The organism is Corynebacterium glucuronolyticum DSM 44120 (assembly GCF_030440595.1).
In the GTDB taxonomy this organism is placed as follows: Bacteria; Actinomycetota; Actinomycetes; order Mycobacteriales; family Mycobacteriaceae; genus Corynebacterium; species Corynebacterium glucuronolyticum.
Window position 1 is genome coordinate 800,332 of sequence record NZ_CP047452.1, and the last position, 14,276, is coordinate 814,607.

At 55.7% G+C, this 14,276-nt stretch carries 9 protein-coding genes and 2 rRNA genes; 9 read left to right on the forward strand and 2 right to left on the reverse strand.

What is annotated here, in order from left to right; genetic code table 11:
* Positions 1-127 precede the first annotated feature (127 nt).
* From CGLUCO_RS03810 to CGLUCO_RS03835, 6 genes are all read left to right on the forward strand, one after another.
* A complete protein-coding gene (locus CGLUCO_RS03810; RefSeq protein ID WP_084036571.1) occupies positions 128-523 on the forward strand; it encodes a hypothetical protein in 396 nt (131 codons plus the stop codon).
* Positions 524-525: 2 nt separating this feature from the next.
* Positions 526-2,043 carry a DUF1906 domain-containing protein gene (locus CGLUCO_RS03815; protein WP_159447593.1) on the forward strand — a complete coding sequence of 506 codons (1,518 nt, stop codon included), beginning with the start codon at positions 526-528 and terminating at the stop codon, positions 2,041-2,043.
* The gene (locus CGLUCO_RS03820) at positions 2,043-2,324 is read left to right on the forward strand and encodes a hypothetical protein (protein WP_084036569.1); all 282 of its coding nucleotides are present in this window, start codon (positions 2,043-2,045) and stop codon (positions 2,322-2,324) included. The genes CGLUCO_RS03815 and CGLUCO_RS03820 overlap by 1 nt, the downstream gene beginning before the upstream one ends.
* Before the next feature lie 445 nt (positions 2,325-2,769).
* On the forward strand, positions 2,770-3,090 hold the full coding sequence (locus tag CGLUCO_RS03825) for a hypothetical protein (RefSeq protein ID WP_084036567.1): 321 nt from the start codon (positions 2,770-2,772) through the stop codon (positions 3,088-3,090).
* Positions 3,091-3,339: 249 nt separating this feature from the next.
* Complete coding sequence (locus tag CGLUCO_RS03830; RefSeq protein ID WP_005390221.1) at positions 3,340-3,663, forward strand: hypothetical protein; 324 nt, start codon at positions 3,340-3,342, stop codon at positions 3,661-3,663.
* Between the two features lie 131 nt (positions 3,664-3,794).
* Positions 3,795-4,880 (forward strand): DMT family transporter, encoded by a 1,086-nt coding sequence (locus CGLUCO_RS03835; RefSeq protein WP_084036566.1) that lies wholly within the window; start codon positions 3,795-3,797, stop codon positions 4,878-4,880.
* 72 nt (positions 4,881-4,952) lie between these two features.
* On the opposite strand, the gene CGLUCO_RS03840 is transcribed toward CGLUCO_RS03835, so the two are convergent.
* Together CGLUCO_RS03840 and CGLUCO_RS03845 are read right to left on the reverse strand one after the other, a co-directional pair.
* On the reverse strand, positions 4,953-5,822 hold the full coding sequence (locus tag CGLUCO_RS03840) for a 3-hydroxyacyl-CoA dehydrogenase NAD-binding domain-containing protein (protein WP_084036565.1): 870 nt from the start codon (positions 5,820-5,822) through the stop codon (positions 4,953-4,955).
* 423 nt (positions 5,823-6,245) lie between these two features.
* Complete coding sequence (locus CGLUCO_RS03845; protein WP_084036564.1) at positions 6,246-8,168, reverse strand: solute carrier family 23 protein; 1,923 nt, start codon at positions 8,166-8,168, stop codon at positions 6,246-6,248.
* Between the two features lie 137 nt (positions 8,169-8,305).
* Here CGLUCO_RS03845 and CGLUCO_RS03850 point away from each other — a divergent pair, with 137 nt between their 5' ends.
* The 3 genes from CGLUCO_RS03850 to CGLUCO_RS03860 all read left to right on the forward strand — a co-directional run bounded on the left by CGLUCO_RS03850 (position 8,306) and on the right by CGLUCO_RS03860 (position 14,188).
* Positions 8,306-8,671, forward strand: a complete 366-nt coding sequence (locus tag CGLUCO_RS03850) for a YbaN family protein (RefSeq protein WP_084036563.1) — start codon at positions 8,306-8,308, stop codon at positions 8,669-8,671.
* Between the two features lie 518 nt (positions 8,672-9,189).
* Positions 9,190-10,714 (forward strand): 16S ribosomal RNA (locus CGLUCO_RS03855).
* A gap of 378 nt (positions 10,715-11,092) precedes the next feature.
* Positions 11,093-14,188: ribosomal RNA gene (locus tag CGLUCO_RS03860) — 23S ribosomal RNA — on the forward strand.
* Together the 16S and 23S rRNA genes form the textbook arrangement of a ribosomal RNA operon.
* The last annotated feature ends 88 nt before the right edge of the window (positions 14,189-14,276 follow it).

Here is a 14,276-nt window from a genome sequence, read left to right on the forward strand (position 1 = left end):
CCTCACACACAAAATCCCTCACACTCTCTTATTCGGAGGTGAGCCATGTAAACACAACACAACACACAACACAACACACAACACAACACACAACACAACACGTGGCAATACAGGAAAGGAAAAACCCATGCCAGATTCCAAGAAAATCACCCTCGACACCGACCTCACCACACTCACAGACCAAGAGCTCGGCACCCACCAGCAAGCCTGCTGGGACCGCTCCATGGACATCGATAAGGAACGCGAACGCCGTAACGCCCTACCCTGGGTGTGGGACTCCGATGAGAAAACCGTCACCACCATCCGTAAGGCACTGTCCAAACCCGCCCACCGTGGCGCTGACAAACCAGAACCCTGGGCCAAACCCACCTCAGCCATTGATGCCTACCTCAAAGGCGACCGCGTAACCCACCAGGGCGACACCTGGATCGCCACAGGCTGCGGCATGATCATGGACCCACCCGGAACCCAACCCGTCGACCAGCCCGAACTATGGCGCGCCGAGATCTCCCCGGAGGTCTAGAGATGACAGTGCTCGATTTCTCGGCCGGACTACCGCCGGCGGCAGACCTCCTCAAGCACAATGCCACCGGGGTCATGCTGTACTGTTCTCCTCCACGCGAGCCGTGGATGACAGCAAAACAACCGCCACGCACTTACCTCGACGAACTTGATAACGCTGGAATCCGCTTCGGCTTCGTCTGGCAATATGGCGGCGCCGCAGCTCCCGATGCCCTCCGTGGCTACGATGGCGGCGTGGCTGACGCGTCGGCAGCACGTGACTACCTCAACGCTGTCGATTGTGCAGGGCACCCGGTGTATTTCGCCGTCGACTTCAACATCACACTGGAGCAGTGGAACACGACGGCCGTCGAATATCTCCGCGCGTGCTGTGAGGTCCTCGGAAGGCAACGCGTCGGCATCTACGGACACTCCCGCGTCGTCCACTGGGCCATGGAAGACAATGTGGCGGCCACAGTCGCGCCGGGGCGGGTCCTCGGCTGGGTGACAAGTTCCTGGGGATCGCGTGGCTTTGCTCCCTACTCCACCCTGTACCAGAAAACCCACAACGTTCCAGGCCCAGCTGGCGTGCAAGTGGATGAAAATGACACCCTCCATGATGAATGGGGCTGGCGCGCAATCCCCGAGCTGCCGACCCCATCAAAGAACATCGTTGACGTCATCGACCCGCCACCCATCGTCGACTGGACACACCGATTCACCTTCGGCCGACCCCGCCCACTCGCCCAGGTCGCCTACGTGTTCTGTCACGTCACCGTCAACTCGCCGGGAACCCCCGCTGAAAATGTGGCGACCTACCAGATAAATTCGCAATCTGGCAGCTATCACACTCTTGTGGACAAGGACAAGCTCCTGAGGGAGAACACACCGGACTGGCTGACCTGGTCCACGGGGAATAAAGGCAATGATAACGGAATGCACATCTCGTGGGTGGCGTGGGGAAATGAGACTCGTGAGCAATGGCTTGGCGAGCTGAAAGACATGCTCTACAGGGGGGCATGGGAGGTAGCGCGCTGGTGTCACGATATGCACATTGCCACGGTCATCGTCGACGGCCCCGGGCTTCTCAAGGGAATCACGGGCATTTCGACCCACAAGGCAACCCAAGTGTGGGGAGGAACTGACCACGTCGACCCCGGCGAGGGGTTCCCAATGGACGTCCTTGCCGACACCGTAAACACATATCTCGCCCTGCTAAAGGGCACTACTGATGAGAATGGAGAATCCATTATGAGCGCTCTCAGCTCTGACGAACAACGACAGCTTTTTGACGCTGTTATTCAAATCCGCGACCTTACTGTCGACTTGCATAGGACTGTGGCTCAAGCCACCGGATCGCTAGTGGAGGGGTCCGAGTACCGTGGCAATCTGCTCGACTACGTCAAGCTCACTGATAGGAAGGTTGAGGAGTTACACAGGGAATATCATGGTAAAGCCTCGGCTGCCCAGGTGGAGGCAGACAAGCAGCAGGCAGAATGTGTGGCCGGCGAGGCTCATGCCCACGAGGGAGGTGAGGCATAATGGGAAAGCACAGTGTAACTGCGGTTGCAGAGCAGGTTATCGCGGGCGAATCGCCATGGCGTCGCTACAAAGGGTCGATCCTGATCATCGTTACTGGAGTGGTGGCAATCCTGTCACAGTTGGCCGATTCTCCTGACTGGCAGGGGACAACTGTGGGAACGTTGCTTGTCGCGGTGGTCACAGCAGCTAGCGCACTCCTCAATCGATTCACGCGGGACGCGATGACACCGTCGATGGCGCCACGCCTTGAGGCTGCAGAATCTGATTCCTCTCAGAGGTGATACACGATGCCGATTGAGCACCTGCCACCGGCGTGGAGGCCACCGGCCCGCAGACTGCGGGACTGGCTGCGCACCGATGCCGGAATCATGCTGATTTTGGCGGGGTTTTTCCTCACACGTGCAGTAGCACACGCGTCGAAGATTAGACTGCCTCCGCATACGCACCTTCTGGAGCAACTCATGCCACCGTGGCTGCTCACCACTGTGTGGGTGGCTATTGGGATGGTGCTTGTGGCGGCTGCTGTCACCCAGGCCTCGAGGTGGTCTAGGTGGGCTCTGGCAATCGCTGTGGGGTGGTGCGCTGCCTGGAGTGTGTTCACACTCTTGACGCCGTTTCCAACCTTTGAGCGGTTCGGAGCACCACACGCGTGCATTGCACTGCTTGTGATGCATTCGATTTGGAAGGGCCGTTCAGGGGAGATCAGGATGAGGGGGACAGTATCTTATGGCAAACGGGCTTGACCCGAACGTTCTCGTCACAACATTGGGCACCATCGCCGTGGCCCTTGTGGGGCTTTTAGCCTCGGTGGTGACCTCCAAAATGAAGAAAACCGGTGATGGTGACAAGCCGCACGCTGTGGCTATTGAGGAGACTGTGGAGGAGGTTGCGGGCCTGCGCGCCGCCGTCCAAGATTTGGCCGTCCAGGTGGCGGAGCTGAGGCCGGTGGCAATTGTGAAATACCCCGTGTCACTGCGACATATCAGAGAGCTCCGCGCAATCGGTACCGATATTCCGATTCCCCCTGAGATTAGAGAGGACCTGTAGCCGGTGATCTCTGCGGCGTAGCGGCCACAATGTGGCCACGAAAGAAACAAATCCATTAAAGAAGCTGGTGGGCGTACCCGATGGTTCGATTCCCGGCAGCTCCACGAGTAGGGAAACCCCAGACCGGTAACGGCCTGGGGTTTTCTTTCGTTTACCAGCCTCTTGATGCCGTGCAACCCTGCTGTGGATCGAATGGTTCGCAGCGCCCGAGACCGGGGATGCCGAGGTCGTCCCGGACGATGAAGCGCTATGGCTACAAGCGAATCACGATGGGGCAGTCCAAACAACCAAGACGATGCCGTCAAGGAGCCAGACGCTCCCGAGAACGACAGTCAGAACAACTCCAACGAGGGGAACAATTCCGGAGAGAAAGAAAAAGAAACCTTCGACCGGGAGTACGTTAAGAAGCTGCGCGACGAAGCAGCAAAGTACCGCACAAAGGCGAAGGAGCTGGAACCTTTAGCTGAGAAGATGCGTGAGCTCGAAGAGTCGAAGAAGACTGACCTCGAAAAGGCTCAGGACCGTATCAAGCAGCCGGAAGAGGTAGGCCAGGCATCTGGAACCGTGCGCTAAGGGAGATAACAACTCTACGTGGACACTCGTTTTCACTTGCCCCATAGGCGTAATGTTCGAGGTGATGGATTGGGTGAGTCCGCACCGCCAGCGGGGTGCTGGCTGTACGGTTGGCTCTGGAAGGAAGTGCGATGACTCTTCGCTGGTGGGCTAGCCTCATTGCGCTTTTGGCAGCGACGCTGTACGCGCTCAGCGTGCCACTGTCCAAGATTCTGTTTGAGCACATGAGCTCCACCATGACTGCCGCTATGTTTTACCTCGGCGCGGGGTTCGCAATGGTGGTCATCGCGGTTGTAGAAAAACGACGCGCCCAAACGGACCGCTCATGGACGCGTCCGCCGCGACTTGTTCGCTCAGATCTGCCGTACACCATCGCCATGGTGGTTTTAGACATAGCAGCCCCCATCCTCCTTCTCGCAGGTGTCGCACGGACGCAGGCCGCGACAGTCTCCCTCCTCAACAACTTTGAGATCGTCGCGACGGCGCTTATCGCTCTCGTGTTCTTTGGCGAGAAAGTCTCCCGGCGACTGTGGGTCGGTATTGGGCTCGTGTTGTTCGCATCCATACTGCTCACCGCCGATGCTGGGGATCTCGCAGGAGGTTTTTCCCTGAACAGTGGTGCGTTGCTTGCTCTCGCCGCGACGGTGTGTTGGGGTGTGGAAAACAACTGCACGAGGAAGATTTCTGACAAGGACTCGACTCAAATCGTGCTCATTAAAGGCCTGGGGTCAGGTACCGGTTCCCTCACGATCTCTCTCGCACTTGGCGACGCTGTGCCCGCCATACCCTGGATCTTCGCAGCACTTGTCATCGGCGCATTCGCCTTCGGCCTGTCCATCAAGTTGTATATCGTGGCGCAAAGACATCTGGGTGCTGCAAAGACATCGGCTTTCTACTCCGTCGGCCCGTTCATCGGCGTTTTCTTTAGCTTTGTCATGCTGAGAGAACACATGACCGGGCAGTTCTTCCTGGCGGCAGCGGTCATGGTCGTGGCCACCGTCGTCATTGCCCTGGACACGATCGGCATCCAGCACACCCACGAGCACGTGCATGTGCACACGCACGAGCATTCACACGGTGACCTTGTACACACCCACCCCCATGCCCACGCGCACTCCCATACCCATGCGCATGGACAAGACATGTCGCTCCACGAGCACACCCACCCCGACTTTCCCGGTCATGACGCTGATTTCCCCGGTCACGGCGGGCATTAACGAGGTGGGCTGACAGTCAGGGGCACAAGCGCGCACTGGGAAATATCGGTGCGCTCCTTTGTGGACGATGGTTTACTTTTTGTCCCCTCTGACCTCGAGAAACCCCTGCAAGTCATGGTCGCGCTTGGCGATGCGGGCATCTGGGTCGTCGCCGAAGGCCTCCTCGACAGCTGTGAAAATATCCTCCATGTGGCCCAGGTCCGGTTGGAGCGGCTTCAAGGTCGTATCCCAGTCGTAGGCAATATTTTCAAAAAGCCCACGAATGCCCTGTTTACCCCCACCGAGCTGGTTCGCCTCGAACGGGCCGACGGTGGCATACCGCAAACCAAGGGAGTTGCGAACGATGCGGTCGGCTTCCTCGACATCGACGACGCCCTCTTGCACCAGGCCGATGAGCTCCCACATGATGATCTTCTGGATGCGGTTGCCCACAAATCCCGGAATCTCTTTCTTCAGTTGCGAGGGGTCCAGGCCAATCTCTTTGTACACCGCCAGGGCCTTATCGACGATCTCCTGCGAGGTTCCCGGTCCGGGGACGATCTCAAGCACAGGCATTAGAGACGGAGGGGTGAACGGGTGACCGATAAGGATCCGGTCTGCTGCCGGGTTGCCCTCGGCAATTTTCGACGGAAGGAGGGCACTACTCGACGATGCAAGTGGCACACCGTCGTCTGTGGCTGCGGCAAGATCGGCGAACATCTGTCGCTTGATCTCGATCTTTTCCGGCCCCGACTCCTGGACGAAGTCCACCCCCTCGGCTGCCTTTTTCATGTCTGTGGAAAAGGTAACCGTCGTCCCGAATCTGTCGCCGAATGTATCTGTGACCTTCTCCTCAACCTCGGCTGCGACATCGGCGATGTGGACATTCCAGCCGGAGTTGACAAAGCGCTGTGCGAACGACATTCCAATGAGGCCCGCCCCTACAATCAATGCCGTACTCATGCCTCGACTCTACGCCGGGAAAAGTCCTACGAACTCGCTAAATAACCCTCATATAGGGGTGGTAACAAAAGGGAAGCATATAACAATGGTGCAGGTGCCTGGAAAACGGGGGTGGGGTGGCAAACCAGTATCCTCTTGTCGGGAGTGCCTCATGCGACCGGACGATCCGGTTAGGTGCTGGTGAAACCTCCGTGGACAGCGGGAAGCCGAAAGGGAGATACGTTTCACCACATGCGCCCTCCTCATTCCCGAATGGAAAGGATAGCTTTTCTGGGGTGCACCGGTAGCCTGATGCCACGACGAGTAAAGCAATAAAGAACCTCTAGAATCCGCCCCCATCGGGATCGAAAAAGCCCCCGCTCGTCGGAATCGCTGTTGCATTCCGCTGGGCGGGAGCCAACCGTTTCGCGGTAGAAGGTCGTATTACTCCACTTCGGTGAACTTACGATCCCATGCAGAGCGGACCGGGTTAGCATCGGCAAGAAGGAGATCAAAGCGGTCGTTGGCGATCTCGACGATTTCCGAAAGGATCGCGCGGTGCTCCTGCTCCGGGGAGTTGGCGAGGCGACGCACACCCGCATCGATAACGCGATCGACGGTGTCGTTGGTGTCTAGGTAGGCGACAAACGGCATGTTGAACTTGTCGTGGTAGGCGGTGGAGATGTCTTTCAACTTGGCGGTCTGAACGCTGTCCAGATCCGTAAGCCCAAGTGAACCGCGATCGGCGGAGATAGACGACGACTCCGAGTCGTCGACAAGCAAAAGCTCAGCCATGGACGGGTAGTCGTGGACGAGGGCCTCGCGCTTTTCTGCGGGGGCAGTCAGTACCGCGACCTGGATCGCCGCGCGCAACTCGTTGACGTCGTTAAAGGGGCGGGCCTCCCACGCGGTTTCCAGGGGAAAAACCTCGTTATTGAAGAGGGGACGAAGGGCTGCGACGAACTCGTCGCGGTCCATTGTGTTGAGCTCCGCCAGGGTTACTCCCTTGCCCGTCGCCCGTGAGACACGCGCCCCGCTCTGCTTGCCGACGTGGAAGAACAACAAATTAAGCGCAATTGCTGTGATGGCCCCGAGAGACATGCCTGAGGAGACGAAGGTCTGGGCCCAGGCCGGGAACACCTCTGCGATCTCGGGTTTGAACGTGACGAGCATGGCCAGGCCCAACGCGGTGGTCACAATCACGGCGTTGCGACCGTCGGATAGATCTGCCTTGGCGATGGTCTGCAGACCCACCCAGGCGACGTTGGCAAACAGCGCAAGCGATGCACCGCCCAAGACCGGGGCAGGGATCGACGCGACGATGGCACCTGCCTTGGGTAAGAGACCCAAAAAGATCATGAACCCGGCGGCCGTGGTTGCGACCCACCGCGACTTCACTCCGGTCAGGCGCACAAGACCGACGTTTTGTGCGAAGCACGTGTACGGGAAAGAGTTCATGACACCACCGATGAAGGTGGATAAACCGTCGGCGCGGATGGCGCGCACAACATCGTCTCGGCGGATACGTTTCTTGACGATTTCGCCGGTGGCAAAGACATCCCCAGTGGTCTCAACCATGGTGATGATCATGACGATGATCATGGAGAAGATGGCAACAAGATCGAAGCGGGGCATACCGAAGTAGAAGGGGGTGGTGATGCCGAATGCGTTGGCCGTTGCAACATCAGCAAAGGAGGTATCGCCAAGAATCAGTGCCACGGCAGTGCCGAGGACGAGGCCGATGAGAACCGACAACGTGGCGAGGAAACCATGGAAGAAGCGCTGGACAAGCACGATAACTGCCAGCGTGCCGAACCCGTAGAGGAGATCGCGCGTGGCCGGGACACCTTCGGCGTAGTTGACGAAGTCATTGGTGGACACCGCAAGCAGTGAAGTACCCATGACCAGCAGCACCGTACCGGTAACGATGTGGGGGAAGTACTTCAGCACCCGACCGAACACGGGAGCCGCGAAGAACGTGAACAAGCCCGACACGATGATGGCGCCGTAAATGGTGGGAAGCGAAGCGACACCGCCCTCACCGTTGGTCGCGCCCAAGCCGATAGCGATAATGGGGGACACGGCCGTTGTTGTCACGCCCTGAATAATGGGCAACCGCACGCCAACGTGCTTGCCGATGCCCACCGACTGGATAATGGTGGCGATGCCACAGGTCAGCAGATCGGCGTTAATGAGGTGAATCGTTGTCGCAGAATCGAGATTGAGCGAACTGGCGATCAGCAGCGGCACAATGACGGCACCTGCGTAGAAAGCAAGCACGTGCTGCAAGCCAAGGGCGGCAAGTTTCGGTGCCGACGGGACAGCATCAACCGGATGGGTCAACTGAGCTGTGGTTTCTTCAGCCACGGAAGGTCCTCCTAAACCACGGAAAGGCGAAAAGATACAGTTGTTAGCGTAATGCTCGCGATGCATAAAGCACCATTTGTTTTTTTGGGGACCGCCCCCACCTGGTCGCCGGCAAAACACGCAGACAGGAGGCGACGATGAAGCGCGCAATATTCTTCACCGGCGGTGTCATCAACATGGCACTCGCACTTATCGGTGTTGCATTGCCGATCCTGCCCACCACGCCATTTGCCCTCGCCGCCGTATTTTTCTTCGCCCGGAGTTCGCCGAAATTCGAGAACTACGTTCGCACGCACCCCGTCATCGGGCCCTACATCTCCAACTACGAAAAAGGGGAGATGACGCGCAGCGCCAAGAAGAAAACCCTCGGGTCACTGTGGGTGACGATGATCATCTCCATGCTCATTACCGGAGTTGTCGTAGGGATCTGGTGGGTCCCCGTCATCCTTTTCGCCGTTGCGAGCTGCGTATCCGCGCATATCTGGAGAATGCGGGAACCTTAAACCTCAACTTTACCTGCGGGTTTGTGGTTTTGTTGGTGTGTGGTTTATTGTTGTTTTCACCGCATCGGGGGCCTAAAAGCTTTTTGGTTGTTTTGGTTGTTGGTGTGGTTGTTGACTGGGTTTTGACTTTTGTTTACTTCCTGGTTAATATGTGAACTCGCGCTTTTGAAGCGGCTCGATGTGGTCGAGCGTGGATTTTGTGCGGCATGTTGTGTGAGAACTCGATAGTGTGTTGATGTACTACTTTTTGTTTGTTTGACAGGTTTTTGTGGTGCTTGTTGGGTGTGGTTTTCTGGTTTTGTGGCTGGGGGGCTGTCATCTGGCTCTGTACAAGGCGTTTCCGTTTTGGTTTCGTTTTGGTGGATGTGGCGCTTCAAGAATTTTGTTGACATTGTGGTGGTGGTTTTCTCGTTGAGGCCATCATTGTTTTTTGTTTACTTTTTTCTTTACGCTTTTGTTCTTTTGGAACGTTTTATTTTTTTTGGTTTGAGCTGTTTTTTGCTTGTTCAACTTATTTTTTGTTGGAGAGTTTGATCCTGGCTCAGGATGAACGCTGGCGGCGTGCTTAACACATGCAAGTCGAACGGAAAGGCCCTTGCTTGCAAGGGTGCTCGAGTGGCGAACGGGTGAGTAACACGTAAGTGATCTGCCCTGCACTGGGGGATAAGCTTGGGAAACTGGGTCTAATACCCTATAGGACCGCATCGTGGTTGGTGTGGTGGAAAGGTTTTTCTGGTGTGGGATGAGCTTGCGGCCTATCAGCTTGTTGGTGGGGTAATGGCCTACCAAGGCGGCGACGGGTAGCCGGCCTGAGAGGGTGTGCGGCCACATTGGGACTGAGATACGGCCCAGACTCCTACGGGAGGCAGCAGTGGGGAATTTTGCACAATGGGCGGAAGCCTGATGCAGCGACGCCGTGTGGGGGATGAAGGCCTTCGGGTTGTAAACTCCTTTCGTCAGGGACGAAGTTTTTTTGACGGTACCTGGATAAGAAGCACCGGCTAACTACGTGCCAGCAGCCGCGGTAATACGTAGGGTGCGAGCGTTGTCCGGATTTACTGGGCGTAAAGGGCTCGTAGGTGGTGTGTCGCGTCGTCTGTGTAATCCAGGGGCTTAACTTTTGGTTGGCAGGCGATACGGGCATTGCTTGAGTGCTGTAGGGGAGACTGGAATTCCTGGTGTAGCGGTGAAATGCGCAGATATCAGGAGGAACACCGATGGCGAAGGCAGGTCTCTGGGCAGTTACTGACGCTGAGGAGCGAGAGCATGGGTAGCGAACAGGATTAGATACCCTGGTAGTCTATGCTGTAAACGGTGGGCGCTAGGTGTGAGTCCCTTCCACGGGGTTTGTGCCGTAGCTAACGCTTTAAGCGCCCCGCCTGGGGAGTACGGCCGCAAGGCTAAAACTCAAAGGAATTGACGGGGGCCCGCACAAGCGGCGGAGCATGTGGATTAATTCGATGCAACGCGAAGAACCTTACCTGGACTTGACATATGTGAGATTGGGCTAGAGATAGTTCGTCCCTTGTGGCTCATTTACAGGTGGTGCATGGTTGTCGTCAGCTCGTGTCGTGAGATGTTGGGTTAAGTCCCGCAACGAGCGCAACCCTTGTCTTATGTTGCCAGCACGTTGTGGTGGGGACTCGTGAGAGACTGCCGGGGTTAACTCGGAGGAAGGTGGGGATGACGTCAAATCATCATGCCCCTTATGTCCAGGGCTTCACACATGCTACAATGGCTGGTACAGTGCGTGTGCGACACCGTGAGGTGGAGCTAATCGCGAAAGCCAGTCTCAGTTCGGATTGGGGTCTGCAACTCGACCCCATGAAGTCGGAGTCGCTAGTAATCGCAGATCAGCAGTGCTGCGGTGAATACGTTCCCGGGCCTTGTACACACCGCCCGTCACGTCATGAAAGTTGGTAACACCCGAAGCCCATGGCCCAACCGGTTTTCCGGGGGGAGTGGTCGAAGGTGGGATTGGCGATTGGGACGAAGTCGTAACAAGGTAGCCGTACCGGAAGGTGCGGCTGGATCACCTCCTTTCTAAGGAGTTTTATTTATTATTTTTTTCTTCTACTGGCACTCATGGTTGGTAGGGGATGCAGGTGTTTGTGTCGCCGCAGGTGTGACCGCGCCTAAAGTTTTGAATCCAGCGTGGATGCAAAACGGGTGAGCCGCCCAATATGTGGGTGCTGCAAGGATTGTGTTGAACGTGAAAAACATGTGGTGGTGCATTGGCATGCTGTTGGGTGTCTGGGGCAATATGTGTTGTTCCTTTTGGTCACCATGGTTGAAAGACAGGGTTTTTGTTTTCTTGTTTTTTGGTTGTGGTGGTGTGGTGTGTGTGAATTGTATAGTGGACGCGTGTGATTTCTTTTTTGTTCATGTTTTAGTTTTTTGATTGTGGCATTGTGTTTGTGTTTTTTATTTTTTAGGCACACGGTGGATGCCTGGGCATGGCAAGCTGATGAAGGACGTGGTGGGCTGCGTTAAGCCTCGGGGAGTTGCCGTATGAGCGTTGATCCGAGGATGTCCGAATGGGGAAACCTAGCCCTCAGTGATGGGGGTTACCGTATGATGAATTCATAGTTGTGCGGGAGTGGCCGGGGAAGTGAAACATCTTAGTACCTGGTGTGTAAGAAAACAATTGTGATTTTGTGAGTAGTGGCGAACGAAAGCGAATTTTTGACTAAACTGCATGCAGCGTGATGCCTTGGTTGGGGTGTTGTGTGTGGGGTTGTGGGGTCTGCGTTGGTGGTCAACCTTTTTGCCACCAGCCTTTAGCGCATGCGTAGCGGAAGTGGTGTGGAATCGCCTGCCGGAGTAGGTGAGAGTCCTGTACGTGAAATGTGTGTGCTTGGGTGTGCGTGGTGTCCCCGAGTAGCAGTGGGCTCGTGGAATCTGCTGTGAATCTGCCGGGACCGTCCGGTAAGTCTGATAACTTGCTTGTGACCGATAGTGTATGAGTACCGTGAGGGAATGGTGAAAAGTACCCCGGGAGGGGAGTGAAATAGTTCCTGAAACCGTGTGTTGACAATCCGTCAGAGCCTCTTTTAATGGGGTGATGGCGTGCCTTTTGAAGAATGAGCCTGCGAGTCAGCGGCATGTCGCTTTAAAGTTAACTATTTGTTGTAGGTAGCTGGAGGGAAACCGAATCCTAATGTAGGGTGTTGGTGGCATGTTCTGGACCCGAAGCGGGGTGATCTACCCATGGCCAGTGTGAAGCAAGGGTAAGACTTTGTGGAGGCGCGAACCCACGTAGGTTGAAAACTGCGGGGATGAGTTGTGGGTAGGGGTGAAAGGCCAATCAAACTCCGTGATAGCTGGTTCTCCCCGAAATGCATTTAGGTGCAGCGTCGTTGGTAGTGCTGCGGAGGTAGAGCTACTGGTTGATTGAGCGGGATTTTGTCTTAGTGACGTCAGCCAAACTCCGAATGCCGTATGTATGGTCCACGGCAGTGAGACTGCGGGGGATAAGCTTCGTAGTCGAGAGGGAAACAGCCCAGATCGCCGGTTAAGGCCCCTAAGGGTGTGCTAAGTGGAAAAGGATGTGTAATCGCGATGACAGCCAGGAGGTTGGCTTAGAAGCAGCCATCCTTGAAAGAGTGCGTAATAGCTCACTGGTTAAGTGGTTGTGCGCCGACAATGTAGTGGGGCTTAAGTACACCGCCGAAACCGCGGCAAGAATGTTTTTTGTTTTTGGGTAGGGGAGCGTCGTGCATTGTGTGAAGCCTGCTGGTAACGGTTGGTGGATGTGTGTGCGAGTGAGAATGCAGGCATGAGTAGCGAATGGTAGGTGGAAATCCTACCCGCCGGATGACTAAGGGTTCCTGGGTGAAGCTGGTCTTCCCAGGGTGAGTCGGGACCTAAGGCGAGGCCGACAGGCGTAGTCGATGGATAACCAGTTGATATTCTGGTACCCGCGCATGTGCGACAAATGGTGAATCATTGATACTAACCACCCATGGAGATCAACGTTTTCCTGCATTTTTGATGTGGGGTGTTGTTTTTTGTGTGTGGGACCTGATGTGGTAGTAGCCACGTGATGGGGTGACACAGTAGGGTAGCCGCGCCACTTAGTGGATTGTGGTGTAAGCGTGTGGCACGAGGACGTGTTAAATGCCGTTCTCATTTATGTGTGAGGCGTGATGCGTAGCCTGTTAAAGGGTGATGGTGGTGATCCTGTGCTGTCGAGAAAAGCCTCTAGCGAGTGCAAGTGTGGCCCGTACCCCAAACCGACACAGGTGGTCAGGTTGAGAATACTAAGGCGAACGGGTGAACTATGGTTAAGGAATTCGGCAAAATGCCCCCGTAACTTCGGGAGAAGGGGGACCCATGACCGTTGCTGACAGCAACTAGTGCGGTTGTGGGGCGCAGAGAATAGAGGGAAGCGACTGTTTACCAAAAACATAGGTCTGTGCGAAGAAGGTTAATTCGATGTATACGGACTGACGCCTGCCCGGTGCTGGAAGGTTAAGAGGACCTGTTAGATCATTTTGTGGTCGAAGCGGAGAATTTAAGCCCCAGTAAACGGCGGTGGTAACTATAACCATCCTAAGGTAGCGAAATTCCTTGTCGGGTAAGTTCCGACCTGCACGAATGGCGTAACGACTTCTCTGCTGTCTCGACCATAGGCCCGGTGAAATTGCAGTACGAGTAAAGATGCTCGTTTCGCGCGGCAGGACGAAAAGACCCCGGGACCTTCACTATAGCTTGGTATTGGTGTTCGGTTCGGTTTGTGTAGCATAGGTGGGAGACGTTGAGGCGTGCACGCTAGTGCGCGTGGAGTCGGAAGGTGAAATACCACTCTGATCGGATTGGATGTCTAACTTCGGGCCATGATCTGGTTTCAAGGACAGTGCCTGGTGGGTAGTTTAACTGGGGCGGTTGCCTCCCAAAATGTAACGGAGGCGCCCAAAGGTTCCCTCAGCCTGGTTGGCAATCAGGTGTTTAGAGTGTAAGTGCATAAGGGAGCTTGACTGTGAGACGGACATGTCGAGCAGGTACGAAAGTAGGGACTAGTGATCCGGCACCGATGTACGGAAGTGGTGTCGCTCAACGGATAAAAGGTACCCCGGGGATAACAGGCTGATCTTCCCCAAGAGTTCATATCGACGGGATGGTTTGGCACCTCGATGTCGGCTCGTCGCATCCTGGGGCTGGAGTAGGTCCCAAGGGTTGGGCTGTTCGCCCATTAAAGCGGCACGCGAGCTGGGTTCAGAACGTCGTGAGACAGTTCGGTCTCTATCCGCCGCGCGCGTTAAGAAACTTGAGAAAGGCTGTCCCTAGTACGAGAGGACCGGGATGGACGTACCTCTAGTGTGCCAGCTGTCACGCCCGTGGCACGGCTGGTTGGCTACGTACGGGAAGGATAACCGCTGAAAGCATCTAAGCGGGAAGCCTGTTTCAAGATAAGGTTTCTTAGGTTCCCTATAGACGATGGGGTTGATAGGCCAGAATTGGAAGGTGGGTAACCACCGAAGGTGACTGGTACTAATAACCATACTTTTAAAAAACACTATAACCTGCTACAAACACTAAACGCGAACAACGAATCACACGTGGTCCACTATGCAATATCAGACACACCACACCGTCGGCTGAC